Source organism: Haloechinothrix alba, from assembly GCF_900188115.1.
Lineage (GTDB): Bacteria > Actinomycetota > Actinomycetes > Mycobacteriales > Pseudonocardiaceae > Haloechinothrix > Haloechinothrix alba.
The window spans coordinates 24,338-48,608 of the sequence record NZ_FZNW01000005.1 but is presented as its reverse complement, the minus strand read 5'-3'; the positions used below and the strand labels follow the sequence as shown (position 1 = coordinate 48,608).

Annotated in this window: 24 protein-coding genes and 1 pseudogene; 12 read left to right on the top strand and 13 right to left on the bottom strand. The window is 70.1% G+C overall.

The genetic code is table 11. The features are described 5' to 3' along the window. Positions 1 to 11 precede the first annotated feature (11 nt). Genes CHB84_RS05390 through iolC form a run of 5 tightly spaced genes read right to left on the bottom strand, consistent with a single transcriptional unit; the run spans position 12 to position 6,170 of the window. Positions 12 to 1,508 carry a CoA-acylating methylmalonate-semialdehyde dehydrogenase gene (locus CHB84_RS05390; protein WP_089300390.1) on the bottom strand — a complete coding sequence of 499 codons (1,497 nt, stop codon included), beginning with the start codon at positions 1,506 to 1,508 and terminating at the stop codon, positions 12 to 14. Between the two features lie 12 nt (positions 1,509 to 1,520). Beyond that, a complete protein-coding gene (iolD, locus tag CHB84_RS05385; protein ID WP_089300389.1) occupies positions 1,521 to 3,401 on the bottom strand; it encodes a 3D-(3,5/4)-trihydroxycyclohexane-1,2-dione acylhydrolase (decyclizing) in 1,881 nt (626 codons plus the stop codon). Between the two features lie 6 nt (positions 3,402 to 3,407). Next, positions 3,408 to 4,289, bottom strand: coding sequence for a 5-deoxy-glucuronate isomerase (gene iolB / locus CHB84_RS05380; RefSeq protein ID WP_089300388.1), 882 nt, complete (start codon positions 4,287 to 4,289; stop codon positions 3,408 to 3,410). Next, a complete protein-coding gene (locus tag CHB84_RS05375) occupies positions 4,286 to 5,158 on the bottom strand; it encodes a Cgl0159 family (beta/alpha)8-fold protein (RefSeq protein WP_089300580.1) in 873 nt (290 codons plus the stop codon). Before CHB84_RS05375 ends, iolB begins: the two co-directional genes overlap by 4 nt. Positions 5,159 to 5,183: 25 nt before the next feature. Continuing rightward, entirely contained in the window at positions 5,184 to 6,170 is a 987-nt protein-coding gene (iolC, locus tag CHB84_RS05370; RefSeq protein WP_281251733.1) for a 5-dehydro-2-deoxygluconokinase, read from the bottom strand. Positions 6,171 to 6,342: 172 nt separating this feature from the next. Between iolC and CHB84_RS05365 the strand changes: the two genes are divergently transcribed. Next, positions 6,343 to 7,389, top strand: a complete 1,047-nt coding sequence (locus CHB84_RS05365) for a LacI family DNA-binding transcriptional regulator (protein ID WP_245818573.1) — start codon at positions 6,343 to 6,345, stop codon at positions 7,387 to 7,389. An 8-nt stretch (positions 7,390 to 7,397) separates the two neighbouring features. Here CHB84_RS05365 and CHB84_RS05360 read toward each other — a convergent pair whose 3' ends face one another. The 5 genes from CHB84_RS05360 to CHB84_RS05340 all read right to left on the bottom strand — a co-directional run bounded on the left by CHB84_RS05360 (position 7,398) and on the right by CHB84_RS05340 (position 12,476). Continuing rightward, a complete protein-coding gene (locus CHB84_RS05360) occupies positions 7,398 to 8,357 on the bottom strand; it encodes a metal ABC transporter permease (RefSeq protein ID WP_089300387.1) in 960 nt (319 codons plus the stop codon). Continuing rightward, a complete protein-coding gene (locus CHB84_RS05355; protein ID WP_089300386.1) occupies positions 8,354 to 9,256 on the bottom strand; it encodes a metal ABC transporter permease in 903 nt (300 codons plus the stop codon). Before CHB84_RS05355 ends, CHB84_RS05360 begins: the two co-directional genes overlap by 4 nt. 8 nt (positions 9,257 to 9,264) lie before the next feature. Next, positions 9,265 to 10,032, bottom strand: coding sequence for a metal ABC transporter ATP-binding protein (locus CHB84_RS05350; protein WP_089300385.1), 768 nt, complete (start codon positions 10,030 to 10,032; stop codon positions 9,265 to 9,267). A 2-nt stretch (positions 10,033 to 10,034) separates the two neighbouring features. Next, a complete protein-coding gene (locus CHB84_RS05345) occupies positions 10,035 to 11,051 on the bottom strand; it encodes a metal ABC transporter solute-binding protein, Zn/Mn family (RefSeq protein WP_089300384.1) in 1,017 nt (338 codons plus the stop codon). Positions 11,052 to 11,636: 585 nt separating this feature from the next. Beyond that, on the bottom strand, positions 11,637 to 12,476 hold the full coding sequence (locus CHB84_RS05340) for a hypothetical protein (RefSeq protein ID WP_141134577.1): 840 nt from the start codon (positions 12,474 to 12,476) through the stop codon (positions 11,637 to 11,639). 351 nt (positions 12,477 to 12,827) lie between these two features. Between CHB84_RS05340 and CHB84_RS05335 the strand changes: the two genes are divergently transcribed. Further along, complete coding sequence (locus CHB84_RS05335; protein WP_089300382.1) at positions 12,828 to 13,439, top strand: RNA polymerase sigma factor; 612 nt, start codon at positions 12,828 to 12,830, stop codon at positions 13,437 to 13,439. A gap of 14 nt (positions 13,440 to 13,453) precedes the next feature. On the opposite strand, the gene CHB84_RS05330 is transcribed toward CHB84_RS05335, so the two are convergent. Continuing rightward, positions 13,454 to 14,629, bottom strand: a complete 1,176-nt coding sequence (locus CHB84_RS05330) for a pyridoxal phosphate-dependent aminotransferase (protein ID WP_089300381.1) — start codon at positions 14,627 to 14,629, stop codon at positions 13,454 to 13,456. Positions 14,630 to 14,774: 145 nt separating this feature from the next. Here CHB84_RS05330 and CHB84_RS05325 point away from each other — a divergent pair, with 145 nt between their 5' ends. The 3 genes from CHB84_RS05325 to CHB84_RS05315 all read left to right on the top strand — a co-directional run bounded on the left by CHB84_RS05325 (position 14,775) and on the right by CHB84_RS05315 (position 17,283). Continuing rightward, on the top strand, positions 14,775 to 16,103 hold the full coding sequence (locus CHB84_RS05325) for a DUF445 domain-containing protein (protein WP_245818572.1): 1,329 nt from the start codon (positions 14,775 to 14,777) through the stop codon (positions 16,101 to 16,103). A 58-nt stretch (positions 16,104 to 16,161) separates the two neighbouring features. Continuing rightward, positions 16,162 to 16,836 (top strand): maleylpyruvate isomerase N-terminal domain-containing protein, encoded by a 675-nt coding sequence (locus CHB84_RS05320; RefSeq protein ID WP_089300379.1) that lies wholly within the window; start codon positions 16,162 to 16,164, stop codon positions 16,834 to 16,836. A gap of 78 nt (positions 16,837 to 16,914) precedes the next feature. Beyond that, complete coding sequence (locus CHB84_RS05315; protein ID WP_089300378.1) at positions 16,915 to 17,283, top strand: VOC family protein; 369 nt, start codon at positions 16,915 to 16,917, stop codon at positions 17,281 to 17,283. 54 nt (positions 17,284 to 17,337) lie between these two features. Here CHB84_RS05315 and CHB84_RS05310 read toward each other — a convergent pair whose 3' ends face one another. Next, positions 17,338 to 17,589, bottom strand: a complete 252-nt coding sequence (locus CHB84_RS05310) for a Smr/MutS family protein (protein ID WP_089300377.1) — start codon at positions 17,587 to 17,589, stop codon at positions 17,338 to 17,340. 388 nt (positions 17,590 to 17,977) lie between these two features. On the opposite strand from CHB84_RS05310, the pseudogene CHB84_RS05305 reads away from it, so the two are divergent. The 4 genes and pseudogenes from CHB84_RS05305 to CHB84_RS05290 form a co-directional block, all read left to right on the top strand. Further along, positions 17,978 to 18,328, top strand: a pseudogene (locus CHB84_RS05305) (helix-turn-helix domain-containing protein); the annotation flags it as partial. A 378-nt stretch (positions 18,329 to 18,706) separates the two neighbouring features. Further along, positions 18,707 to 19,471 (top strand): hypothetical protein, encoded by a 765-nt coding sequence (locus CHB84_RS05300; protein WP_176439788.1) that lies wholly within the window; start codon positions 18,707 to 18,709, stop codon positions 19,469 to 19,471. Positions 19,472 to 19,609: 138 nt separating this feature from the next. Next, complete coding sequence (locus CHB84_RS05295) at positions 19,610 to 19,903, top strand: DUF2516 family protein (RefSeq protein WP_089300576.1); 294 nt, start codon at positions 19,610 to 19,612, stop codon at positions 19,901 to 19,903. A gap of 12 nt (positions 19,904 to 19,915) precedes the next feature. Beyond that, positions 19,916 to 20,470, top strand: coding sequence for a YbaK/EbsC family protein (locus CHB84_RS05290; RefSeq protein ID WP_089300376.1), 555 nt, complete (start codon positions 19,916 to 19,918; stop codon positions 20,468 to 20,470). A gap of 4 nt (positions 20,471 to 20,474) precedes the next feature. Here CHB84_RS05290 and CHB84_RS05285 read toward each other — a convergent pair whose 3' ends face one another. Further along, positions 20,475 to 20,984 (bottom strand): DUF2505 domain-containing protein, encoded by a 510-nt coding sequence (locus tag CHB84_RS05285; RefSeq protein WP_089300375.1) that lies wholly within the window; start codon positions 20,982 to 20,984, stop codon positions 20,475 to 20,477. Positions 20,985 to 21,008: 24 nt separating this feature from the next. Between CHB84_RS05285 and CHB84_RS05280 the strand changes: the two genes are divergently transcribed. The 3 genes from CHB84_RS05280 to CHB84_RS05270 all read left to right on the top strand — a co-directional run bounded on the left by CHB84_RS05280 (position 21,009) and on the right by CHB84_RS05270 (position 24,169). Beyond that, positions 21,009 to 22,079: a UDP-N-acetylmuramate dehydrogenase gene (locus CHB84_RS05280; RefSeq protein WP_089300374.1), complete on the top strand. Its 1,071-nt coding sequence runs from the start codon at positions 21,009 to 21,011 to the stop codon at positions 22,077 to 22,079. Between the two features lie 348 nt (positions 22,080 to 22,427). Continuing rightward, on the top strand, positions 22,428 to 23,681 hold the full coding sequence (gene mshA, locus CHB84_RS05275) for a D-inositol-3-phosphate glycosyltransferase (protein WP_245818571.1): 1,254 nt from the start codon (positions 22,428 to 22,430) through the stop codon (positions 23,679 to 23,681). Further along, positions 23,678 to 24,169: a type III secretion system chaperone family protein gene (locus CHB84_RS05270; RefSeq protein WP_089300372.1), complete on the top strand. Its 492-nt coding sequence runs from the start codon at positions 23,678 to 23,680 to the stop codon at positions 24,167 to 24,169. Before mshA ends, CHB84_RS05270 begins: the two co-directional genes overlap by 4 nt. The last annotated feature ends 102 nt before the right edge of the window (positions 24,170 to 24,271 follow it).

Here is a 24,271-nt window from a genome sequence, read left to right as displayed (position 1 = left end):
TCCTTGGCCGGTCAGCTGGTGGTGGGGAAGTGGAAGGCCGCCCCGGACGTGCGCGAGGTGTGCGGCCAGCGGCTGGTGATGACCTTGTTGCGGGTGTAGAAGCGCACGCCTTCCGGGCCGTGGATAGGGGAGTCGCCGATGAGGGAGTCCTTCCACCCGCCGAAGGAGTAGTAGGACATCGGCACGGGGATCGGCACGTTCACGCCGATCATTCCGACGCTCACCTCGCGCCCGAAGCGCCGTGCCGCGTGGCCGTCGCCGGTGAAGATGGCCGTGCCGTTGCCGTAGGGATTGTTGTTGATCAGCTCGATGGCCTCGTCGACGGTGCCGGTGCGCGCAACGGACAGCACGGGCCCGAAGATCTCCTGCTGGTAGGCGTCCATCTCGGGGGTGACCTTGTCCAGAAGGGACGGTCCGACGAAGAAGCCGTCCTCGTGGCCGGGCACGGTCAGCTCGCGGCCGTCGACGACGACGTCTGCCCCTTGCTCCGCGCCGGAGCGCACGGCATCGATCACGCGCCTGCGGGCCTCGGCGGTCACGACCGGCCCCATGTCCGTACCCGGGGCGTCGCCGGGACCGACGGTGATCTCGTTCGCCTTGCGGGCGAGCACGTCGACCAGGTCGTCGCCCGCGTCGCCGACGGCCACCCCGACGGAGACGGCCATGCAGCGTTGCCCGGCCGACCCGTAGGCGGCCGCGGTCAGGTGGTCGGCCGCGAACTCGAGATCGGCGTCCGGCAGTACGACCGCGTGGTTCTTCGCGCCGCCGAGCGCCTGTACGCGCTTGCCGCTCGCCGTGCCGCGTTCGTGGACGTAGCGGGCGATGGGGGTGGAGCCGACGAACGAGACGGCCGCGACGCCGGGATGGTCCAGGATGGCGTCGACGGCGGTCCTGTCGCCGTGCACGACGTTGAACACCCCGTCCGGGAGCCCCGCCTCGGCGTAGAGCTCGGCGACGAAGTTCGATGCCGACGGGTCCCGCTCGCTCGGCTTGAGTACGAAGGTGTTGCCGGTGGCGATCGCCATCGGGTGCATCCACAGCGGCACCATGATGGGGAAGTTGAACGGGGTGATCCCGGCGCAGACCCCGAGTGGCTGCCGGAGACTGTGCACGTCCACGCCGCTGGAGACTTGGTCGGAGAAGCTGCCCTTGAGTGCCTCGGCGATACCGCAGGCGTACTCGACGACCTCGCGGCCGCGCACGATCTCGCCCCTGGCGTCGTCGATGACCTTGCCGTGCTCGGCCGAGATCAACCTGGCGAGCTCGTCCTCGTGGCGGACGAGCAGCTCGCGGAAGGCGAACATGACCCGTTGCCGCTGCGTCAGTGAGGAGTCGCCCCATGACTCGAAGGCCTTGGCTGCCGCGGTCACCGCGGTGTCGACGTCGGCGGGGTCGGCGAGGACGACGTCGGCTTGCTGCGTGCCGGTCGCGGGGTTGAACACCGGCCCTGTCCGGCTCGCCACCCCCGGGGTTCCTGCCCCGTTGATCCAGTGCTGAATGCTCGTCACGGTGTTGCTCTCCTAGAGGTAGTGGCGCTGGTTCTGCTTGTTGGCCGCGTAGTTCTCGTAGGCCTTGGACGTGCTGGTCAGTTCGGACACCTCGGCCACCGGGACGTCCCACCACCCGGATCCGGGCGGGCCGGGGCCGAACAGGTCGGCGTCGACGTGCACGACGGTCGTCGTGGTGTTCGCCCTGGCCTCGGCAAGGGCGTCGCGCAGCTCCGCGACGGAGCCCGCCCGCAGGACGGTGGCGCCGAGGCTTGCGGCATTGGCGGCCAGGTCCACCGGCAGCGCCTCCCCGTCGAGCAGGCCGGACTCGCCTGAGCGGTACCGGTAGGCGGTGCCGAACCGCTGGGAACCCAGCTCCTCGGACAGCGAGCCGATGGAGGCGAACCCGTGGTTCTGCACGAGCACGATGACGACCTTGATGCCCTCGGAGATCATGGTGACCAGCTCCGAGCTCAGCATCAGGTACGAGCCGTCGCCGACGAGTACGAACACCTCGCGGTCGGCGGCGGCCATCTTCGTGCCCACCCCGGCTGCGACCTCGTATCCCATGCACGAGTAGGCGTACTCGACGTTGTAGGCCTTGGGGTCGCGGGCGCGCCACAGCATCTGCAGGTCGCCCGGCATGGACCCGGCGGCGTTGATGACGACGCCGCGTTCGCCTGCTGCCTCGCTGACCGCCCCGATGACCTCGGTCTGCGCGGGTAGCGGGCCGTGGCCACGCGAGTAGCACTCCTCGGTCACCCGGCGCCACTCGGCGGCGAGCTGCCCGGCACGGTCGCGGTAGGAGTCGTCGACCCGCCACCCGTCGAGCTCGGCGAGCAGTGCTCGCAGGCCCTCCCGCGCGTCCGCGGTCACGGCCACCGCGGAGTGCTTGACCGCGTCCAGCCGGGCCACGTTGAGGTTCACGAACGTCACCTCGGGGTTGCCGAACACCGTGTGGCTGGCGGTGGTGAAGTCGGAGTATCGGGTGCCGATACCGAGCACGACATCGGCATCGGCAGCCAGCGCGTTCGCGGCGGCGGTGCCGGTGGAGCCGATCCCGCCGACCGCACACGGGTGGTCGGCCGGCAGCGCACCCTTACCGGCGTGTGTGTCGGCCACCGGCACGCCCGTCGCGTCCGCGAGCGCGGCCAGCTCGTTCCCGGCTCCGGAGTAGACCGCCCCGCCACCCGCGACGACCAGCGGCCTGTGCGCGGTGCGCAGGACCTCGGCGGCGCGGGCGACCGCTGCAGGCTCCGGCGCCGGGCGGGGAACGTGCCACACCCGGTGCCGGAAGAACTCGACCGGCCAGTCGAAAGCCTCGGCCTGCACGTCCTGCGGCAGGCACAGGGTGACAGCGCCCGTCTCGGCAGGGTCGGTCAGCACCCGCATCGCCGCCAGCGCGGCTGGGATGAGCTGCTCGGGACGGGTGATGCGGTCGAAGTACTTCGACACCGGCCGGAACGCGTCGTTGACGGTGACGTCCCCGCCTCGGGTGTCCTCCAGCTGTTGCAGCACCGGGTCGGGGTAGCGGGTGGCGAACATGTCGCTCGGCAACAGCAGCACCGGCAGCCGGTTGGTGGTGGCCAGCGCGGCGCCGGTGATCATGTTGGTGGAGCCGGGGCCGGTGGATGCGGTGCAGGCGAAGGTGGCCAGCCGGTCGCGCATCTTGGCGAACGCGGCGGAGGTGTGCACCATCGCCTGCTCGTTACGGGCCAGGTAGTAGGGCAGGTCCGCTTCACCGGTGTGTGCGGCCTGCAGCAGGGCCTGACCGACTCCGGCGACATTGCCGTGCCCGAAGATCCCCCACATGCCCGGGATCAGCCGCTGCTCGGCGCCGTCGCGCTCGCTGAACTGGGCGGCCAGGAAACGCACCACGGCCTGGCCGGTCGTCAGCCGGATGGTCTCGCTCATCGGCGCTCACGCCCTCCCGTCGCTGTCGGGGCCGAACGGCAGCCGGGGGTCGATCTCCTGCTGCTGCCACTCCGCACGGATCCACCCGTGCGCCGGGTCGTCGCAGATGCGCCAGGCACGCTCCTCGCCGGGGCCTGCCATGACGTTGAGGTAGTACAGGTCGTACCCGGGCACGGCCATCGACGGGCCGTGCCACCCGTGCGGGATCAGCACCACATCGCCGGAGGCGACCTCGGCGCACACGTCGATCGGGCCCGCGTCCGAGCCGTACACCCGCTGGTAGGCCATTCCCGGCCCGCGCGGGCCGGACCCGACCTCGAAGTAGTAGATCTCTTCCAGCCGGCTCTCGCCCTCACGCTGCTCGTCGTGCTTGTGCGGCGGGTAGGACGACCAGTTGCCTGACGGGGTGAGCACCTCGCAGACCAGGATGCGGTCCGCGTCGAAGGTGTGCGGCAGGCAGTAGTTGTTGACCTGCCTGCTGCAGTTGCCCGCTCCGCGCAGCTCGGGACGGGTGCTCGCGGCCGGTTGGTAGCGCGGGGCCAACGCGTGCTCGCAGCGGGATGAGGGCAGCGCGAACCGGCCGCCGGTCTCGCTGGTGATCACGGCTGCCGTGTCCCTCGGGAGGTAGGCGAAGTCGGTGGGGCCGGAGAACACGTCCGACCGGCCGTCCAGCGCGAACGACTGCCCGGCGCACTCCACCGAGCAGCTCCCGGACAGCGGCAGCACGAGCATCTCGTCGGTTCCGGTCGTGACCCGGTGGCTGCCACCGGGAGCCAGGGTGAGGACCCGGAGGCCGGAGTATCCCCAGCCCGCGGACTCCGGGGTGACGGCTACCGCGTACGGCCCCTCCGTGGTCGATCCAGCACGCAGGTGGTACTTCGAGTTCACAGCAAGCTCACCGCCTCGTCTACGGCTCCGGCAACGTCGTCGTCGTGCGGGTACAGCAGGGAGCGCCCCACGATCAGTCCGTACACAGTGGGCACCGCGAGTGCCCGGGACCAGCTGGCAAAGGTGGAGTCGCGGTCGGTGACCTCCCCGCCGAGTAGCAGCGCAGGCAGGGTGGACGAGGTCATGACGCGCTCCACGTCGTCCACAGCGGGCAGTTTCAGCCAGGTATGCGCCGAGGTGCGTCCGAGGCCTGCGGCGATGGTGATCGAGCGGATCACCGCGTCGGGGGAGAGGTCGTTGCGCAGTGCGCCGTCCGTCCAGTACGAGATGAACGGCTCGATCATCGCCATGAGATTGCGGTCGGCCAGCTCGTCGACCGCCCGCGCGGTGCCTTCCAGCACCGACGGGGTGCTGGGGTCGTCCAGCGCGATGCGGGTGAGCACCTTCCCGCCGTCGAAGCCCGCCGCCGACAGCGACTCGGCGTCGTACCCGGTGAACCGGTCGTCGATCTCGAAGCTCGATCCGGCGAGCCCGGAGCGGTTCATCGACCCGATCACGACCTTGCCGTCGAGCGCGCCGAGCAGTAGCAGGTCATCGATGATGTCGGCGGTTCCGAGGATGCCGGTCACGCCCGGGCGGTCCAGGGCGACGCGCAGCCTGCCGAGCAGCTCGGCCCGGTCGGCCATGGCCTGCGGGTCGGAGCCCACCGCGTTGGCCCCGCGCGCCGGGTGGTCGGCCGCGATGATCATCGCTCGGTCGCCGGAGCCGACCGGGGACTTCGCGGCCGCGCGCCGGGCCGCGGCCTCGGCGATCGCGGCGGGTTCGTGCACCCGGGTACGCACGATCTGGCTGATCTGCGCGTCCGGCAGCCGGTAGGAGCCCGCGCTGTGGTGTTCAGGCACGGGACACCTCCCCGAGCTTGCGGCGCACCTCGGCCTCTGTGGGCATCGCGTCCGAACACGCGAACTGCCCGGCGACCAGCGCACCCGCCGCGTTGGCGAACGCGATCGTGCTTTCGGTGTCCCAACCGGACAGCAACCCGTGGCACAGTGCCCCGCCGAAGGCATCGCCTGCGCCCAGCCCGTTGACGACCTCCACAGGGGCGGGCGGCACCTCCACAGGGCCGGTCCCGTCGTCGGCCAGCACCCCGCGCGGTCCCTGCTTGACCACCGCGAGCTCGATGCCGCGCTCGCGTAGCGCGCGGGTGATCGCGACCGGCTCGGTCAGGCCGATCGCCGTCTCGCACTCCGCGATGTTTCCGACGGCCACGGTGACGTGCTCCAGAGCGGAATCGATCACCGCGCGGGCCTGTTCGGCGGAGTCCCAGAACATCGGCCGGTAGTCCAGGTCCAGGATCGTGATCCCCCTCCGACCACGAGCCTGCAGCGCGGCGAGCGTGGCGGACCGGGACGGCTCGGTGCACAGCCCCGTCACCGTGGCCCAGAAGATGCCTGCCCCTGCGATCGTGTCGAAGTCCAGCTCGTCGGCGGAGATCTCCAGGTCGGGGGCCTTGGGTTCGCGGTAGAAGTACAGCGGGAAGTCGTCGGGCGGGAAGATCTCGCAGAAGGTCACCGGCGTCGGCAGGCCGGGAACCGCGGTCACGAAACGGTCGTCCACGCCGTAGCCCCGCAGGGCCTTGTGGACGAACGTGCCGAACGGGTCCTGCCCGGTGCGCGTGATGACCGCGGAGTCCTGCCCGTAACGAGCGGCGGCCACCGCGACGTTGGTCGGGCTCCCGCCCAGGTATTTCCCGAAGCTGGTCACATCCGCCAGCCCGACACCCACCTGCTGCGGGTAGATGTCCACACCCACCCTGCCCATCGTGAGCACGTCGAACCGCGCGGGGTGTGGGGTGTTGACGCCGCCCGTGCTGGCTGCCACCGACGCACCTCCTCACTCGCTGGGTTGCTGATCTAGAGCGCTCTACTAGCGCGCTCTAGTACCCAGTACTATGATGGCAGTCACAGGACATGTCAAGGGAGCGTTATCCGGCCATTACCGAAGCCGTCCGCGGTGGTGTGCGAGCCTGGTGGCCGACCGGAACGGATGAGGTATGCAGGAGAAGCCAGCACAGCGACCGGGCGGTGACGGCGGTCAGCGGTCCGAGCGTCGCCCGACGATGGCCGACGTCGCGGCCAGGGCCGGAGTGTCGCGCGCCCTGGTGTCCCTGGTCTTCCGCAATGCACCGGGGGCGAGCGAACAGACCCGGGAACGGGTGTTCCAGGTTGCCGAGGAGATCGGATACCGCCCCGACAGTGCGGCGCGCTTGCTGGCGAGCAGCAGGACGAAGGTGCTCGGCGTTACGATCACGCTGCGTCACCCGTTCCACGCCGAGATCGTGGAACGGATCTACCCGGTGGCGGAGGAGCTGGGGTACGAGATCCTGCTGTCCGCGGTGGCGCCGACGCACAGCGAGCACCGGGCGATCGATGCGCTGCTCGACCACCGGTGCGAAGGCGTGATCCTGCTGGCAGAGGTCGACGAGCACTACCTGACCACTGTGGGGAAGAAGGTTCCCGCGGTGGCGGTCAGTACGCGCGCGACCGGGGCCGGTGTGGACCTGGTCCACTCGGCGGAGGCCAAGGGAGTGCGGCAGGCCCTGGACCATCTGATCACACTCGGCCACAAGAAGATCGTCCATATCGATGGCGGGGACGGCGCAGGGTCGACCGAGCGCCGCCGCGCCTACCGGGCAGCGATGCGCAAGCACAACCTCGCCGAGTGCGCGCGGGTGATTCCTGGAGACCATACGGAGCAGGCCGGTGTCCGGGGTGCGGAACTGATGCTGAGTGAGGGCGAGCTACCGACGGCGGTGCTGGCCAGTAACGACCGGTGCGCGCTGGGACTGCTGGACGCGCTCCGGAGGGCGGGCGTGCGGGTTCCGGACGATGCCTCGGTGGTCGGTTACGACGACAGCCACGTGGCCACGCTGTCGTATATCGACCTCACGACAGTGCATCAGGACGTGGAAGGCATCGCGCAGCGCGCCGTGCGAGCCGTCGTCGAGCGCATCGAGGAGCCCGGATCGGATCCCAGGGAGTTCGTGCTCGAACCGAGCCTGGTGGTGCGTGGCACGACCGCGCCACCCCGTTCCGTGTGACGCGCGGCTCACCGGTCCCGAGAGGGTGCTGCGGTGGCGTGTGACTCTGATGGGCGTGCTTGCTGCACGGGGATCGTGGTCCTGGTTGTCGTGTCACGGGACGACCCCCGATGCAGGAACCGGCCAAGCCGGCCGCGTCCTCGTCCGGCCAGCCACGCCAGCGCGAACAGCATGACACTGGCCAGGCCGATCGATCCGGGGATCGACGAGTCCAGCTGCTCGGCGAGCCGGTAGCCGAGCAGCGAGCTCGCCCAGCCGATGCCGACAGCCGTCAGCAGCATCGAGCTCAGCCGGGTCGCCACCTGGTGCGCCGCCGCGGCGGGAACGACGAAGAACGTGATCACCAGGATCGCTCCCACGCTGTCGAACGCGACGACTGCGACCACGGTCACCGCGAGCAGCAGCACGGTGCTGACGACACGGCCACGCAGGCCTGCCGACTGGGCGAAACCCGGGTCGAACGTGCTCGCCTTCAGCGGGCGCCACAGCACCACGACCAGGATCGCCACGGCGACCGTGGCGCCGCCGGTGATCAGCAACGACCGTGGCACGGCCTGCCCCGCGAGCTCCACGGTGCGCAGCGGCGCAAAGGTGAGGTCGCCGTAGATCGCCGAGTCGACGTCGATGTGCGCGCCCGAGGCGTACGTACCGATCCCCAGCACGCCGAGGGAGAACAGCGCGGGAAACACCAGCGCGAGCGCGGCGTCCGGCGCCACCAACCCGGTGCGGCGCAGCCACTCGAACCCCGCGACACAGATCAGGCCGAAGGCCGTCGCGCCGAGCACCGTGAGCATGCTGCCACGCTGCCCGGTCAGCACGAAGATCAGCACGATCCCGGGGAGCACGGCGTGGCTGACCGCGTCCGGCAGCAGCGCTTGCCTGCGGAGCACGAGGAAGCTCCCGAGCACGGCGCAGGCCGTGGACAGCAGGCCCGCGATCACGATGATCATCAGCGCGTCGGTGCTCATCGCGCCCCCTCCGCATCCCGCGTGGCCGGCACGGCCGTGCGGCTCCGTGCGACGACACCCCGGCGCGGGGCGAACAGCACGGCAAGCACAGCCACGGTGGTCGCGATGAGCACGATCACCGGCCCTGCAGGCAGCTCGGCCTTGCCCGAGACCACGCCACCGGTCACGCCCGCGGCCGCGCCGATCAACCCGGCAAGTGGCACCAGCCGCGCCAGGGTCGTCGTCAGCTGTCGTGCCGCAACGCAGGGGGCGACCAGTAGCGCGACCATCAGGATGGCCCCCACGGTGCGCACTCCGAGCACGATCGCCACGGCGAGCAGCCCCGTGCTCGCGGCGTCCACGATCCACGGTCGCGCCCCGATGACCGCGCTGAACCCGGGGTCGAAGCTTGCCGAGCGCAACAGGCGGAACCACACCAGCAGGCAGCCGAGCGCGATCGTCCCCAGGGTGAGGGTCAGCGCGATGTCCTGCTCGACCATTCCGGCGGCCTGACCGAGCAGGTAGGCGTTCAGCCCTGCCTGCTGGCTGTCGCCTGTGCTCGCGATATGGGTCAGCAGGACGAGGCCGAGCGTGAGCGAGACGGAGAGCACCACCCCGATGGCGGCGTCCGGCGCGATGCGCGCCGAGCGAACCATCGCGGTCATCGCAAGCGCCGCGGCCGAGGCCGATGCAGCGGCCCCGAGCAGCAGGTACCCGGGAGAGGCCGTGCCGGCCAGCAGGAACGCGATCGCCACGCCGGGCAGCGTCGCGTGGCTCATCGCGTCACCGAACATCGCGCGCCTGCGCAGCACGAGCAGCGGTCCGAGCGCGCCCGCGACGAAGCCGAGTGCCGCCGTGCCGACCACGACGACCGCGTCGGGGTAGGGCAGTGGCAGCGAGTTCAGCAGCCAGTTGAGCATGGCGACGCCTACGCCTCCACCGTCGTCGCAGGCTGAGCCAGCGGAGCGATGCCGTACGCGCGTTCGAGGTTGTCCGCCGACAGCGCATCGCCGACCGGCCCCTCCGCGACGACGGTTCCAGCCAGCAGTACCGCGTACACGAAGCGGTCCCGTACGGTGCGCAGGTCGTGGTGGACCGCGAGGACGGTGACGCCCGTGGCGCACAGCCGCTCCAGAAGGGAGAGCAGGTCGGCTTCGGTCCGCGCGTCGACGGCGGTGAACGGTTCGTCGAGGATCAGCAGGTCGGCGCGCTGCGCGAGTGCGCGGGCGAGGAAGACCCGCTGCCGCTGTCCCCCGGACAGCTCGTCGAGCGGGGTGTTCGCCAGGCCCTGCACGCCGGTGGCCTCCATGGCCTCGGCGACGGCGACGTCGTCGCCGGCGGTGAGCCTGCGGAACCACCCGCGATGCGGGTACCTGCCCATCTCGACGACCTGCACGGCGGTGATGGGAAAGTCCTCGGCCACCGCGTCCTGCTGCGGCACGTACGCGACCCGGCTACGTACCCTGGCCAGCGGGCTCCCGAAGAAACGGGCGGAACCGCGCGTGGCTGCCAGCAGCCCGAGCGCGGCTTTGACCAGTGTGGACTTTCCTGAGCCGTTCGGGCCGACCACCGCACCGAACGTCCCGTGCGGTACGTCGAGGTCGACGCCGCGGAGCACGGTGCGGCCGTTGTAGCCAGCACGGAGGTCGCGCAGGCTCAGGGCGACGGCGTCCTCGTGCTGCTGCGGGTGTGCCATGGTCACTGTTCCGTTCCTGCCAGTCCTGCCGCGATGCGTTCCGCGTTCGCGCGGAGCATGCCGATGTAGGTACCTTCCGGGGTGCCGTCGTCCCCCGCGGCGTCGCCGTACAGCTCCGCGCCGACTGTGACCTCGTGGCCCCGCTGCTCGGCGGCGGCGACCACGGCGTCCAGGGTGTTGCGCGGGACGCTGGACTCCATGAACACCGTCGGTACCCCGGCATCCGTGACGAGCTCGGTCACCTCGGAGATGTTGGCGGTCGTGGCTTCCTCCTCGGTGGAGATGCCCTGGATGGCTGCTACGTCCATGTCGAACGCCCTCCCGAAGTACTGGAAGGCGTCGTGCGAGGTGACCAGGGTGCGATGCCGCTCGGGGATGGTCTCCAGCTCGTGCGCCATCTCCTCGTGCAGGGCCAGTACGTCCGCGCGGTAGTCCTGCGCCCTGTCCCGGTACGCATCGGCGTTGCCGGGGTCGAGCTCGGCGAGCTCGGTGGCGATCACGTCGACGACGTCCGCCCACAGCCGGGGGTCCAGCCAGATGTGCGGGTCGTGCTCGGTCCCCTCCGGCGCACCCGCCTCGGGCTCGAGCAGCCGGTCCTCGTCGAGCTGCTCCCCGACGAGCGCGACCGGTTTCGTGCGGGCGAGCTCGGTGAGTGTGGGGCGTAGCGACCCTTCCAGGAACAGCCCGACGGCGAACACCGCGTCCGCCGCGCGCATCTCGTCGAGGTCGCTCGCGCGAGCCTGGTACAGGTGCGGATCGACACCCGGCCCCATGAGGCGGGTGGTCGTCACGTCGTCGCCGCCGACGCGGTCCACCGTGTCGGCAAGGAAGTTGGTCGTGGCGATGACCCGGAGCCGGTCCTCACCCTCCCCGGCAGCGGCGCCGGATCGCAGCGCATACCCGATGATGCCGGCGGCGAGCAGGACCACCACGAGCGCCAGCGCCCCGGCGAGGGCAGCCTCGCGCCGCCTCTCGCGTTGTCGCTCCCGCCGGTGTTCCGCGTAGCTGCCCGCATCCACGATCGGTGAACTCCCTGTTCAGGTAACAAATTTCGGCTTGCCAATCTCACCTGTTCGGTTGACAGTACATTGTTGTTCGGAGGAAGCCAATCCGCAACGGCAATGCGGGACACCGCACAGCGCGGCAGGGCGACGGGGAGGTGGCGCGCCACGGTCGGGGCAAACTGGTGACACACCTCGAGCTCCGGTCCGATCGCAGGGGCCGTCCCTGGTATTCGGCCGCGCCGGCGATCGCGGTAGGTATTGGGGGCGGGGGACTTCCTGGCACAGCCCCTCAGCGTGCCGAGAAAGCCCCCCGCCCAACAGGTGCGCGGCCGGAGGGTCGTGTATTGGCGCGGTGAAACACGACCACTCCTCGCGCACCGGATCGGGCTCCGGCGCCGCGGGGGCATCGCGGCGCCGGAGCTCCTCGCCCGAGTCGGCCGGGCGCGGTCGGCCGATCGGGTTGCCTGTAAACGGGTTCGGGTGTCACGGGGAAACCGGAGTAAGACGCGGCAGCGCTCCCGGGCGGCTCCGGGCTCGTCTGCGGTGGGAAACCCCGGTCGGAACCGTCGTCAGGGCAGAGGTGGGCCCGGGGTAGCGGCGTCAGTCAGGCGATGTGCACGGCAGGGCGGCTTCCGTGGCCGTGTCCTGCGCGGCGTCGCGCTCCGCCTGTCCGAGAGGTGCGTATCCGGTCATCGCAGGAGCGAGGTCGAGATGGGCCTGATGGGGCTTGGCGCTGCCCCCTGCGTCGCAGGCCGCCCCCGCGCTGGTGCCGCCCGGCAATGGCTGCGTGCTCGTCCGCAGCACGTTCGGGGTCCCGTCGACGTGCGGGGAACCGGACGGGCCGAGCGCGCGCCCGGGAACGTCGCCGAGCCCACCGAGCGCGTCGCCGGTGGCTGTCTCCGTGGTGGGACGTCCGGTCTCCGGCGGCTGTTCGGCCGATTCCGAGGGGCCTGACCGGTCGTGCGCGGTACGCTGATGATCGTTGCCGAGCGAGCCTTCCGGCTGCGGCTCCGGGGCGGGTGGCCTGCTCTCTCCCGCATCGTCACCGGGTGCCGGAGGCTCGACCCGCTCCGGCTCGCCGGGGACGACCCGATCGGCTGCCTCGGTGACGTCGTTGGCGGCGCCGGTGGCCGTCGAGACGGTGTCGTCGACGACCTCCGTCGCCGAGCCGGTCACCGCTCGTGTCGTGTCGAGCGCGCCGCCGGACACCGAGTCGGCGGCGCCGAGCAGGCCACTACCGGAGGAGTCATCGGTGTCCGCGGAGGTGTCGGTAGTGGACGTGTTCGAGTCGACGCCGGCATCCGGCTCGGACGCCCCGGCAGGCGCACCGGCAGCGAGCACGAGAACCATCCAGCCCGCGGCCACCAGGCCTGCGACGACGAGGACACGGAGGAGGGCACGCCGTACCGCGAGGGCGGCTTGACCGGTCACGGCCAGCACGGCTGTCACCCCAATCCGTCCGATGGCTCCGGGCCCGATCGGTAATGCGGCCGCATTCCCGGCACGTCATTCTCACACCGTGCTCGAGTGTTGCACCCAGCGCCGGCTCGATCCACCCCATACGGCCGATCAGCGCAACCGCCCCCGGCGGGTTACCACGGGCGATCGTGACTACGCGTGTCCAGGATGCTACTCGGCCGGACTGAGTACATGCCCGTGCGGCCCTGTGCGGGAAACTACGCGACTCGGCGCTCGACGGGGTGATCGGCGGCCGTCGAGCGGATCCGCGCAGGTCCGGGCACACGTCCCAGCCGTGGTGTTGGTACGGATCGACAGCGCGGGTGGGGCGGTATGGAGTTCACGGAGGAATACGACACGAACGTCGTGCGACGCGGGATCGTGGGGGATGAGGCCGCTGTCGTGCGGCGCGCCGCCGCGGGTGATCGAACCGCGGTCGAGACACTCGTCGCGCGCTACTCGCCCGCGATGCGCTCGATCGCGTGGCGGTACCGGCTCAGCCACGCGGACGTCACGGATGTCCTGCAGGAGGTGTGGTTGCTGTTCTGGCAGCACGCGGGCACCATCCGGGAGCCCGAGCGGATCGCAGGCTGGTTGCGCACCACGACACAGCGGGAGGCCCTGCGGGTGGTGCGCCTGCGGCGGAGGGAGGAGCCGGACGGGCGGTGCCACGATCCGGCTGTCCGGGCGCTCGACCGCTACACGCCGGAAGCCCAGGTGCTCCGGGCGGACGAGGCGCGCGCCGTGGTCCGTGCGACCCACCGGCTCGATCCGCGGGACCGCGAGCTCGCCTCGGCGATCGCCAACGAACCGGAGCTGACCTACGCCCAGCTCGCCCGGCGACTCGGCGTGCAGGAGAGCAGCGTCGGCCCGCTCCGGGCGCGGTGCCTGCGCAAGCTACGCAGGATCCTGGCCGCGGAAGGCGTCGGCGACCCGCACGGGTGAGACGGATGGGTCGGTCACGTTCCGGTCAGCCGGTGCAGCCGTTCGATCGCGGTGTCCAGCACGTCGTCCCGCTTGCAGAAGGCGAACCGCAGCAGGTGGGTGTTCCCCGCGCCGTTCTCGGTGAACACGCTGACCGGGACCGCGGCGACGCCGACGCGTTCCGGTAGGGCCCAGGCCAGGTCGGTGGCGTCGGAGTAACCGAGCGGGCGCACGTCGGCGCACACGAAGTAGGTGCCGGAGCAGGGCAGCACGGAGAACCCGGCCTCGGCGAGCCCGGCCGAGAGCCGGTCCCGCTTGTCACCGAGCGCGGCGCGCGACTGTTCGACCCAGTCGAGCTCGGCGCGCAGCGCGTGCGCGACGGCAGGCTGGAACGGACCTCCCGAGACGAACGTCAGGAATTGCTTGGCGGCGCGCACCGCGGCGATGAGGTCCCGGTTGCCGCAGGCCCATCCGATCTTCCATCCGGTGCAGTTGAAGATCTTGCCCGCGCTGGAGATGGTGACGGTGCGCCCGGCCATGCCGGGCAGCGTCGCCACCGGGACGTGTTCGGTGTCGTCGAAGACGAGATGCTCGTACACCTCGTCGCTGATGGCGATGAGGTCGTGCCGCACGCACAACTCGGCGAGCGCGGCGAGCTCTGCATGGGTGAACACGGTGCCGGTGGGATTGTGCGGCGAGTTGACGATGATCGCGCGCGTGGAGTCGGTGATCGCGGCCTCGAGCGCGGCCACGTCCAGCTCGAAGCGCCCGGAGTTCTCGTCGAGGTGCAGCGGTACGACACGCCTGCGCGCGCCGGCCATCGCCACGGCCGCCACGTAGGAGTCGTAGTAGGGCTCGATCACGAGCACGTCATCGCCCCGGCTGGTCAGCGCGAGCAACGATGCCGCGATCGCCTCGGTGGCACCGGTGGTGACCAGCACCTCGGTATCCGGGTCGTACTCCACCCCGAAGCGTTTGCGGTGCTCCGAGACCGCCGCGCGCAGCTCGGGCCTTCCGGGGCCGGGCGGGTACTGGTTCGCGCCGTTGTCGATCGCGTCGTGGACCGCGTCCAGCATGCCGGCCGGACCGTCGGTGTCCGGGAAACCCTGCCCGAGGTTCACCGCGGAGGTGCGCGTGGCGAGCGCGGTCATCTCGGCGAAGATCGTGGAGGCGAACGGTCGCAGGGCGGGGACGAGGGCGGGTTCACGCACAATGTGTGATCCTCGCCGACCCGCGGGGTCGAGCGCAATCCTGCCCGGGCAGCCGCGGTGCTACCGGGGCACCGACCGCCGGGCGCGCAGGCGCTGCACGCCGTGGTCGCGGGCACGGCGCGGCTCGTGGCCCACAATGGTCGCTGTGAAACAACTAACCGCCGGTGAACGGGTCCGCCCCGGCGCAGGGGCGCCGGCGACAGCGCCCGTCCCGCCGCAGGGTGCCTCGGTCGCTGACGAGGTCAAGCGGCGCGACCTGAACAGGATGAAAGCGGTCTCTCTGGCGTTCCTCGCCGGTGCGGCCGCCGTGTTCTTGCTGGCCAGCTGGGCCGAGTCGCGGGGCTGGCCCGGCTGGGTCAGCTACCTCCGGGCAGCAGCCGAGGCCGGCATGATCGGCGGGATCGCCGACTGGTTCGCGATCACGGTGCTGTTCCGCCATCCGCTCGGGCTCAAGATCCCGCACACGGCGATCATCCCGAAGCGCAAGGACCAGTTCGGTGCGAGCCTGGGCGAGTTCATCGACAGGAACTTCCTCTCCGAGGAGGTCGTGCACGACAAGCTGCGCAGGATGGAGGTCGCGCGCACCATCGGCGAGTGGCTGGCACAGGAGGCCAACGCCCAGCGGGTGACCGCGGAGCTGGCGTCGGTCACCCGCGGCGCCGTCACCGTGCTGCGCGACGCCGACGTGCAGGCCATGCTCGAGCGTGCCGTCACAGCGCGCGCCGTGGACACGCCGTGGGCGCCCGCGCTCGGCCGTGTGCTCGAGCAGGTCTGCGTGGACGGCGCGCATCACCAGCTGGTCGACCTCGTGTGCGACCGGGCGTACGAGTGGGTGCGGGACAACCACGCCACGGTGCTGCGGGTCGTGTCCGAGCGGGCACCGAGCTGGTCCCCGCGGTTCGTCGACGACCTGGTGGCCGACAAGGTGTACGGGGAGGTGCTGTCCTTCGCGTGGGCGGTCAAGGTCGACGTCAACCACCCGATGCGGATGGCCGTGGACACCTTCCTCACCGAGTTCGCCCGCGACCTGCGCGACGATCCGGAGACGATGGCGCGCGCCGAGGAGATCAAGCGGCGCGTCGTCGAGCATCCCGAGGTCGGCAAGTTGATCGGCTCGGCATGGTCGACGGCCAAGGAGATGCTGCTCAATGCCGCGGAGGACCCGTCGAGCGAGCTGCGGAGCAGGGTGCGCGACGGCATCCGTGGCTTCGGCATCCGGATGTCGTCCGACGAGGCGTTGCGCGACAAGGTGGACGGCTGGGTCGAGGGCGCGGCGAGTTACCTCGTCACGAACTACTCCACGCAGATCACCTCGTTGATCACCGACACCGTGGAGCGCTGGGACGCCGCGGACACCTCGCGCAGGATCGAGCTCCAGGTGGGCCGGGACCTGCAGTTCATCCGGATCAACGGCACCCTCGTCGGCGCGCTGGTCGGCATCGTCATCCACGCGGTCTCGCAACTGCTGTTCTGACCCCCAACTGTCCGTGCAGCGGTTGCGTACCGTGCGTGCTGTGGCGGAATCTTGGGGCATGACCACCGAAGAACGTGCCGGTCACCAGGTGCTGCTGTCCGCCTACTCCGGCGTGGTCGACGCGTTGCGAGGCATCTCCGAGGGGCAGGCGTGGCTGCCGACCGGCTGCACCGGGTGGTGCGTGCGCGACGTGCTGTTCCACCTGATGCGCGACGCCGAGCGCGCGCTCGTCGCCCTGAACACCCCGGCCGGGGGCGAACCCGACACCGACGCGATCTCCTACTGGCGGGCGCAGCGGTCGAGTACCGACCCCACGCAGCACAACCTGCGGATGACCCGGATCAGCGCGAGCGTGTATCCCACGTTCGAGCCGCTGTTCGCCGCGTTCGACGAGACCGCGACGGCCGCGGTGCACGCCGCGCGGTCGAGCGGAGCCCGCCGGACGGTACGCACCCAGGGATGCGTGCTGCTCGTCGAGGATCTGATCACGACATTGATCGTGGAGGCAGCGATCCACCATCTCGATCTCGTCGTCGTGCTCGACCGGCCGGGTCCCTCGGAGGACGCGTTACGGGTGGTGCGCGGCACGCTCGACGGCCTGCTCGGCGAGCCGCTCCCGTTCCCGGTCGAGAACGAGACCTACGCGCGTATCGGTACCGGTCGCCGATCGCTGACCGCAGAGCAGCGCCATGCCCTCGGCTGGCGCGCGCACCGCTTCCCGCTGCTCGGGTGACGGTCGTCCCGGGACTGTCGGGGGTCGGCCGCATCCTGTACGGGCAGAACGACATCACACCGTCGATCGAGGTTGATCATGACTGCCGCCGTACGTTTCGAGTGTGTCGCGCTCGACTGTTCCGACCCGTACGAGCTCGCGTCGTTCTACGCGGGCGTACTCGGTTGGGAGATCCACTCCGACAGCGAGCCGGACGACAGCTGGGTGACGCTGAGCAATCCGGACGGGGGAGCCGATATCTGCTTCCAGTTGGATCCGGAGTACCAGGCGCCGACCTGGCCGTCGAACGAGCGCGCGCAGATGCTGCACCTGGATTTCGAGGTCACCGACATAGCTGCCGAACACGAGCGCGTACTGGCGCTCGGTGCGCGGCTGCTGGACGGCAATCCGGAGAGGTTCCGGGTGTACGCCGACCCGGCCGGGCACCCCTTCTGTCTCGTGTGGTGACGCGAACCGGCGACGCCGGAGGCGCCCGGCTCGCGTTGCCGGCCGCCCGGCGTGTCAGTGCCGGAACCGCACGAAGATCCGGCCGTGGTTCTTCGAGTCCTTGTCCACACGGTGGTACATCGCCTTGATGTCCTTGCGGTCGAGGAACCGCAGCACGCGCTTCTTCAGTTGCCCGGTCCCCTTGCCCGGGATGATCTCGACCAGCGGTGCCTTCTTGGCCACGGCCTCGTTGATGATGTCGTGCAGGGCCTTGTCGATGTCGGTGCCCCGGTTGTAGATGTCGTGCAGATCGAGTTTGAGCTTCATATGGCGTCCGTGGCTGTAGCTGCGAAGGTCGGATGGTCAGACGCGGGCTGTCCGCCAGCATGAGCGTGCCGTCACCGGGCGGTCAATCGGCAGGCGGGCTGCCTGCTGGCCGTAGGCGGGACACGGACCCCACACACACGGCCGCTCCGGCGAGCGCGGGTGAGTGGTGAACCGGGCGCCCTGCCGGGGTACGAATCCCGCCTCTCGAGTAGGCGTGCCGGTGCCGCGAATCACATCCGATTGATGCAAGCAGAGTGCTTGCTATAGCTAGCATCGCAGCGTACAGTAGGTAGTATCGCGAGGAGGTGGACCAGCTATGGACATGCAGACCGGTTCCGGAACGGATGCCGACGGTCAGGGTGTGGCCGATGGTCCGCAGGGAAAGCCGATCGGCAAAGTCGCCGATATCGGTCGCGATATTGGTTCCTATATCCGGCAACAGCGCAGCAACGCCAAAATTTCATTGCGTGAGCTCTCCAAGATGGCGGGGGTGTCGAATCCCTACCTGAGCCAGATCGAACGGGGAGTGCGGAAACCGAGCGCGGAGATCCTGCAGCAGATCGCCAAGGGACTGCGCATCTCGGCGGAGGCGCTTTACGTGCAGGCGGGGATCTTGGACGTGCCGGAAGGCGGCGCCGTGTCCGACGCGATTCGCGCGGATCAGGAGCTGTCCGAACGGCAGAAGCAGGTCCTGCTCGACGTCTACGAGTCGTTCCGGCGGGAGAACTCGGCGTCGCAGGGTACGTCCGAGATTCCGGGCCACGAAGCGGGAAACGGTGACCGGGCGTCGCAAGTGGATTCTCCAGTCCCCGGGAGGCCGGACCTGGACGGAAGCCGCACATCCTGGTCGGCGCACTCCGGGCAGCACCCCGGGGGAGACCCCGGCGATCGTGATGGTTGAGCCAGGAATGCGGGCGAGGTGACAGGGCGGCCCGTTACCCGAGCGCGGACCCGCGGATGCGCGCCTTTCGGGAGACTGTTCGCGAACCGGTGGATCGCACCGCCGGGGTGTCGAAGGCCCGAGTCGTAGGCAACGGTGCCGCGGCGACCAGCTCGACATACGAATATGGGCGCCATGCTTTTCAACAGTACATACGATATCGAGGAGTGAACGAAAATGGCTCGTTCGAACGAGGAGAATGCCCGCACCGTGCGGGAGAACTTCCGCACACCGCTGCTAGCGGTGCTCGGAGCCGGTAGTGTCGCCAGCCAGTCCGTCGTGGACGCCGTGCAGAAGGCGCGGGAGCGGGTCACCGAGCGTAGCGAGACTGCCCGCAAGAACTTCGAGGAACTGCCCTCCGACGTCGAGGAGCTGCGCGAGAAGCTCGACCCGGCCGAGCTGCGCAAGCTGATCGACGACTACACCGAGGCCGCTCGCAAGCTGTACGACAAGCTCGCCGAGTCCGGCGAGGAGACGCTGGACCAGATCATGGCGCAGCCCCAGGTCAAGCGCGCGTTCGAGCAGCTGGAGGAGACGACCCGCCTCGCGCAGGAGCGTGTGGACGACGTGACCGGCGAGGCCCGTGAGCGGGTCGAGGACGCGTTCGGCAAGGTCACCAAGCGCACCCGCTCGGTGGGTGAGAAGGCCGCCAACGCTGTGGAGAGTGCCAGCGAGACCGGCGCGAAGAAGGTGGAGTCGGCCGGCGATGAGCTCGCTTCCGAGACCCGCAGCGCCTCCCGTAAGGCGGCGAACAAGACCGCCCCGCGCACCGCGAACGGTACCCGCAGCGGTAGCAGCGGCAGTGGCAGCGGCAGTGGCAGCGGTGGGGCCGCCAGGCCCTCCGCGAGCAAGTCCAAGTCGACCTCCTCGTCGAACTCGACCGGGTCCTCCGCGTCCTCCGCGAACTCGACGAAGAAGTCCACATCCAAGGACGAGAGCTGAGCCCCGGCTAGCTCTCCCCGGGCTGAGCTGCGGGCAGGCCGCAGGCACCAGAGGTCTGCCCGCAGCTCAGGCCGCTGATACGCGGCAGGCACGGTGGCCGGGTGTGAAAACTCAGTGGGCTCGCCGTACGCTATACGTGTGCCTGGGATCGACACGCTGATCATTTACGCGATCAACCTGGCGGGGATACCGCTGGGTATCTTCGCGTTCGTGCACGCTCTGATGCAGCGGGCCGACGCGTACACCGCCGCGAACCGGATGACCAAGCCTGCCTGGCTCGGCATCACCGGAGCGGCCGGGTTCGTGCTGGTGCTGCCCGTGTTCTCGTTCTACGGACCGGGCACCCTCTTCTGGCTCGCCTCCCTGGTCGCCGTGCTCGTCTACATCGTGGACGTGCGCCCGAGCCTGGCCGAGGTGCAGGGGAAGGGCTGAGGCCGAGCGTTGATGACGAGCTGGACCATCGCTGGGAGCCTGACCGTCGAGCGCGTCGACGAGCGTCCCGACCTCATCGCCGAGCCGGTCTCCGCCGCGCTGCGGTGGCTGCGCGGCGGTAGCGACATCGGCGTCGTCGAGATCGACCCCGACCTGGCCGACACCGCGGAGTTCTGCGCGGCGTACTCCTCACCCCTGGAAGCCTCGGCGAACTGTGTCGTCGTGGCAGGCAAGCGTTCCGGCGAGACCCGGTACGCGGCTGCGCTCGTGCTCGCCACGACACGTGCCGACGTCAACACGGCCATCCGGCGCAGGCTGGACGTGCGCAAGGCTTCGTTCCTCGGCAGCGAGGAAGCGGTCGAGCTGACCGGGATGGCTTACGGCGGAATCACCCCGATCGGGCTCCCGGAAGGGTGGCCCGTACTGCTGGACAGCGCCGTAGCCGGAGCCGCCGAGCTCGTCGTCGGCAGTGGACTGCGCGGCAGCAAGCTCCTAGTCACCGGCGAGTTCCTGGCCGGGCTACCGAACGCGGAGGTCATCGAGGGGCTCGGCAAGCCGGCTTCCTGACCGGCTACGGGCCGTGCGGGGACAACCGTTCGGCGGTGTACCGCGCCTCGGTATCGAGCAACGCGCACACGTGCTCGGCGATCATGCGTTCGAACTTCCCGCCGACAAGGGGTATGCGGACGGTGGCTTCCCCCGTGACGCGCAGCAGGCTGCCCTCGTCGGATGCTGTGAGCTCGGTCACGGCTTCGACCTCGCCCGGCACGCCCGAAACGGTGGCGCGAGCCGAACCCCGCACGGTCCCGCCTGCCGTGCGCGTGCCCCATTCCTGCTCCCGGTGCACGACGAGGTCGCCACGCAGCACATCCCGCACCGCGCGCGGGACCTTCTCGGCAGGAACTCCCTGGCGCATGTGATAGGACACACCGGAGCCACTCGAGGAGTAGGCGAGCAACTCGGCGTCCTTCCCGCCGATCTCCGCGAGCTGCTCACGCAGGGCGTCCTCCGAGGTGAGTCTGTCGAGGACCAGCTCGACCGGCCACCCGAAGCTCGCGGTGTGCTCGATGCGCGCGCCCATGGCGGGCACACTACCGTGGCGGTCATGGACGGCGTCGCGATCCGGCTCGGCGAGTACACCACATTGCGCCTCGGCGGTCCCGCTGCCGGCATGGTCACCGCGGACGACGAGGAAAAGCTGATCTCGGCTGTACGGGAGCGGGATGAGACAGGGGCGCAGGTTCTGGTGCTGGGCGGTGGCTCCAATCTCGTGATCTCCGACGCGGGCTTTCCCGGCACGGTCGTGCACGTCGCCACGCGAGGCGACGCGGTCGTCGGCTCGGACCCGGAACGTTCCGAGGTGCATGTCGAGGCGGCTGCGGGGCAGGACTGGGACGAGTTCGTCGCCCGCACGGTCGAGGCGGGATACGGGGGGCTGGAGTGCCTCTCCGGTATCCCGGGCAAGGTCGGGGCCACCCCGATCCAGAACGTGGGTGCCTACGGCTGGGAGGTCGCGCAGTTCCTGCGGTGGGTCCGTCTCTACGACCGGCGGCGCGGCGAGACGGTGACCTTGCTGCCCGACGACCTGGAGCTCGCGTACCGCACCAGCAACCTCAAGGGCACGGACACGTCGGTCGTACTGAGCGTGTGCTTCGCCCTGCACACCGACGGGCTCAGCCAGCCCGTCCGGTACGGGGAGCTGGCTCGCGCGCTCGGAGCGCAGCCGGGCACTCGGGTGCCGGGCGCCGACGTGCGGGCTGCCGTACTGGAGCTGCGCCGTTCCAAGGGCATGGTGCTCGACGCCGAGGACAGGGACACGTGGAGCGCGGGATCGTTCTTCACCAACCCGATCGTTGGCGAGGCGGAGCTCCCGGCTGTGCTGGAACGGGTGGCCGAGGCCGTGGGCGCGGACGTGGCGGTTCCGCAGTTCCCCGTGGACACGGGGGTGAAGCTGTCCGCCGCCTGGCTGATCGAGCGGGCAGGGTTCGGTAAGGGCTACCGCGGACCCGGTGGGCGGGTCAGCCTGTCCGGCAAGCACACGCTCGCGCTGACCAACCGGGGGACGGCATCGACAGCGGACCTGCTCGACCTCGCCAGGGAGGTGCGTGACGGGGTGGCGGCGCGGTTCGGTGTCGTGCTGCACCCCGAGCCATTGCTGATCAACTGTTCGCTCTGAGCCCGTTGCCCGGCACGAGCGCCGTAGCCCGGGCGCGTGCGGCGGGACTATGACGGCTGTCACCCCAACGGGTACCGCACGGCGATCGGGAAGACGGTGAGGTGTTGCGGTGTTGGCCGGTTGGAGAGTTCGTCGCGGACCGCCGCGGGCGTGCTCCGGTCCCGACGCGGCGTCGGATGTAACGCGGATGCGAGGAGTCGCAGGTTAATGAGGGCAGTGGGCAGTGATCTGCCGGACGACGAGCAGACGGAAGCGGTGTCGCCCGCACGAATCGCTGGACCAACGGAAAATGTGATCCCGCACACATATGCGGGGCGGGTCGCGCGGTTGCCCCGCCGAGTCGCGGTCATGTCGATGCACACCTCCCCCCTGGAACAACCGGGGACGGGTGACGCCGGGGGCATGAATGTCTACATCACGCAGACGGCCGAGGCGATGGCCCGCAAGGGCGTGAACGTGGAGATCTTCACCAGGGCGACGTCGTCCGACCAGCCGCCGGTGGCCGAGCTGTCACCGGGCGTGCTCGTCCGGCACGTGCCGGCGGGCCCCTACGAGGCCCTGGACCGCAGCGAGCTGCCGTCGCAGCTGTGCGCGTTCAGCGCAGGCGTGCTGCGCACCGAGGCGTTTCACCCGCCCGGCTACTACGACGTCGTGCACTCGCACTACTGGCTGTCCGGTCAGGTCGGGTGGCTGACCGCGGAACGGTGGGGCGTACCGCTGATCCACACGGCGCATACGCTGGCCAAGGTCAAGAACGCCGCGCTGGCCGACGGGGACACGCCGGAACCGCGTACGAGGGTCTTCGGTGAGCAGCAGATCGTCGACGAGGCCGACCGGCTCGTGGCCAACACCGAGGTGGAGGCGGAGCACCTCGTGGATCTCTACGGCGCCGACCCCGGAGTGTTGAGCACCGTCGCGCCCGGCGTGGATCTGGGCAGCTTCACCCCTGGCCCTGCCGAGACCGCCCGTGCCGAGCTGGGGTTGCCTTCCGACGCGATCGTGCTGGCCTTCGCCGGACGCATCCAGCCGTTGAAGGCGCCGGAGGTGCTCCTGCACGCGGCCGCTGAGCTGGTCCGCCGCGATCCCCGGCTGCGGGAGCGCCTTGTCGTACTTGTCGCGGGCGGGCCGTCGGGCTCAGGGCTCGAACAGCCGGAGTCGCTGCGCGAGGTGGCACGCTCGCTCGGTATCGACGACCTGATGCGCTTCCTGCCACCACAACCACGGCCTGACCTGGTCCGGGTGTTCCGCGCGGCCGATGTGGTCGCCGTGCCGAGCCACAACGAGTCGTTCGGACTGGTCGCGCTGGAGGCGCAGGCCTGCGGAACTCCCGTCGTCGCCGCCCGGGTCGGGGGCCTGCCGGTGGCCGTCCGGCACGGGGTGTCGGGGTTGCTCGTACCGACACACCGCACCGGCGACTGGGCGGACGCGCTCGGGTCGGTGGCACTGAACCCGGCCCGCCGCGCCGAGATGGCCGGCAATGCCGCCGACCACGCGCGCCGGTTCTCCTGGCAGCGCACCACGGACGCACTACTGTCGGTGTATGCCTCCGCCGTCGGCGAGGCACGTCAGCGGCAAGCGAGGAGAGCGGAGGTTGCTGTATGAGCCCTGCCGTGGAGGAGGTGGTCGTCGCCTCGCTGGACGGGATGGGGCTGTCCTATGCCGCGCACGGTGAGGGGCGTTACTTCGTCACCCTGCCCGGCACCAAGAAGCTCCAGACGAACTGCTGGCTCATCGTCGGCGACAACGCGTTCACGATCGAGGCGTTCGTGTGCCGCCGCCCCGATGAGGCTCATGCCGAGGTGTACTCCTACCTGCTGCGCCGCAACACGAAGCTCTACGGGGTGCACTACGCGATCGATCCGGTCGGCGACATCTACCTGGTCGGCAGGACCGGCCTCGACTCGGTGACGGAGCCGGAGCTGGACAAGCTGCTCGGCCAGGTCCTGCAGGCCGCGGACGGCGACTTCAACACCTTGCTCGAGCTCGGGTTCGCGAGCTCGATCAGGCGCGAGTGGGAATGGCGCGTCTCCCGCGGCGAGTCTCTGGCCAACCTGGAGCCGTTCAAACACCTCATCGACACCGACGGGTGACGCGCCGAGTGGCGGGGCCGCAGCGGTCGTGGTGCAGTGGTGGTGCAGCGGCGGCACGGCGTGAACGCCGTGATCGTGTCGCGGAGACGGCGCGGTGAAAAC

Coding starts and splice junctions, on each gene's coding strand:
- CHB84_RS05360 (WP_089300387.1), bottom strand. CDS start 8,357: ATGAGCACCGACGCGCTGATGATCATCGTGATCGCGGGCCTGCTGTCC.
- CHB84_RS05350 (WP_089300385.1), bottom strand. CDS start 10,032: ATGGCACACCCGCAGCAGCACGAGGACGCCGTCGCCCTGAGCCTGCGC.
- mshA (WP_245818571.1), top strand. CDS start 22,428: ATGTCGATGCACACCTCCCCCCTGGAACAACCGGGGACGGGTGACGCC.
- CHB84_RS05320 (WP_089300379.1), top strand. CDS start 16,162: ATGACCACCGAAGAACGTGCCGGTCACCAGGTGCTGCTGTCCGCCTAC.
- CHB84_RS05285 (WP_089300375.1), bottom strand. CDS start 20,984: ATGGGCGCGCGCATCGAGCACACCGCGAGCTTCGGGTGGCCGGTCGAG.
- CHB84_RS05280 (WP_089300374.1), top strand. CDS start 21,009: ATGGACGGCGTCGCGATCCGGCTCGGCGAGTACACCACATTGCGCCTC.
- CHB84_RS05310 (WP_089300377.1), bottom strand. CDS start 17,589: ATGAAGCTCAAACTCGATCTGCACGACATCTACAACCGGGGCACCGAC.
- CHB84_RS05300 (WP_176439788.1), top strand. CDS start 18,707: ATGGCTCGTTCGAACGAGGAGAATGCCCGCACCGTGCGGGAGAACTTC.
- iolD (WP_089300389.1), bottom strand. CDS start 3,401: ATGAGCGAGACCATCCGGCTGACGACCGGCCAGGCCGTGGTGCGTTTC.
- CHB84_RS05335 (WP_089300382.1), top strand. CDS start 12,828: ATGGAGTTCACGGAGGAATACGACACGAACGTCGTGCGACGCGGGATC.
- CHB84_RS05315 (WP_089300378.1), top strand. CDS start 16,915: ATGACTGCCGCCGTACGTTTCGAGTGTGTCGCGCTCGACTGTTCCGAC.
- CHB84_RS05290 (WP_089300376.1), top strand. CDS start 19,916: ATGACGAGCTGGACCATCGCTGGGAGCCTGACCGTCGAGCGCGTCGAC.
- CHB84_RS05355 (WP_089300386.1), bottom strand. CDS start 9,256: ATGCTCAACTGGCTGCTGAACTCGCTGCCACTGCCCTACCCCGACGCG.
- CHB84_RS05270 (WP_089300372.1), top strand. CDS start 23,678: ATGAGCCCTGCCGTGGAGGAGGTGGTCGTCGCCTCGCTGGACGGGATG.
- CHB84_RS05365 (WP_245818573.1), top strand. CDS start 6,343: ATGCAGGAGAAGCCAGCACAGCGACCGGGCGGTGACGGCGGTCAGCGG.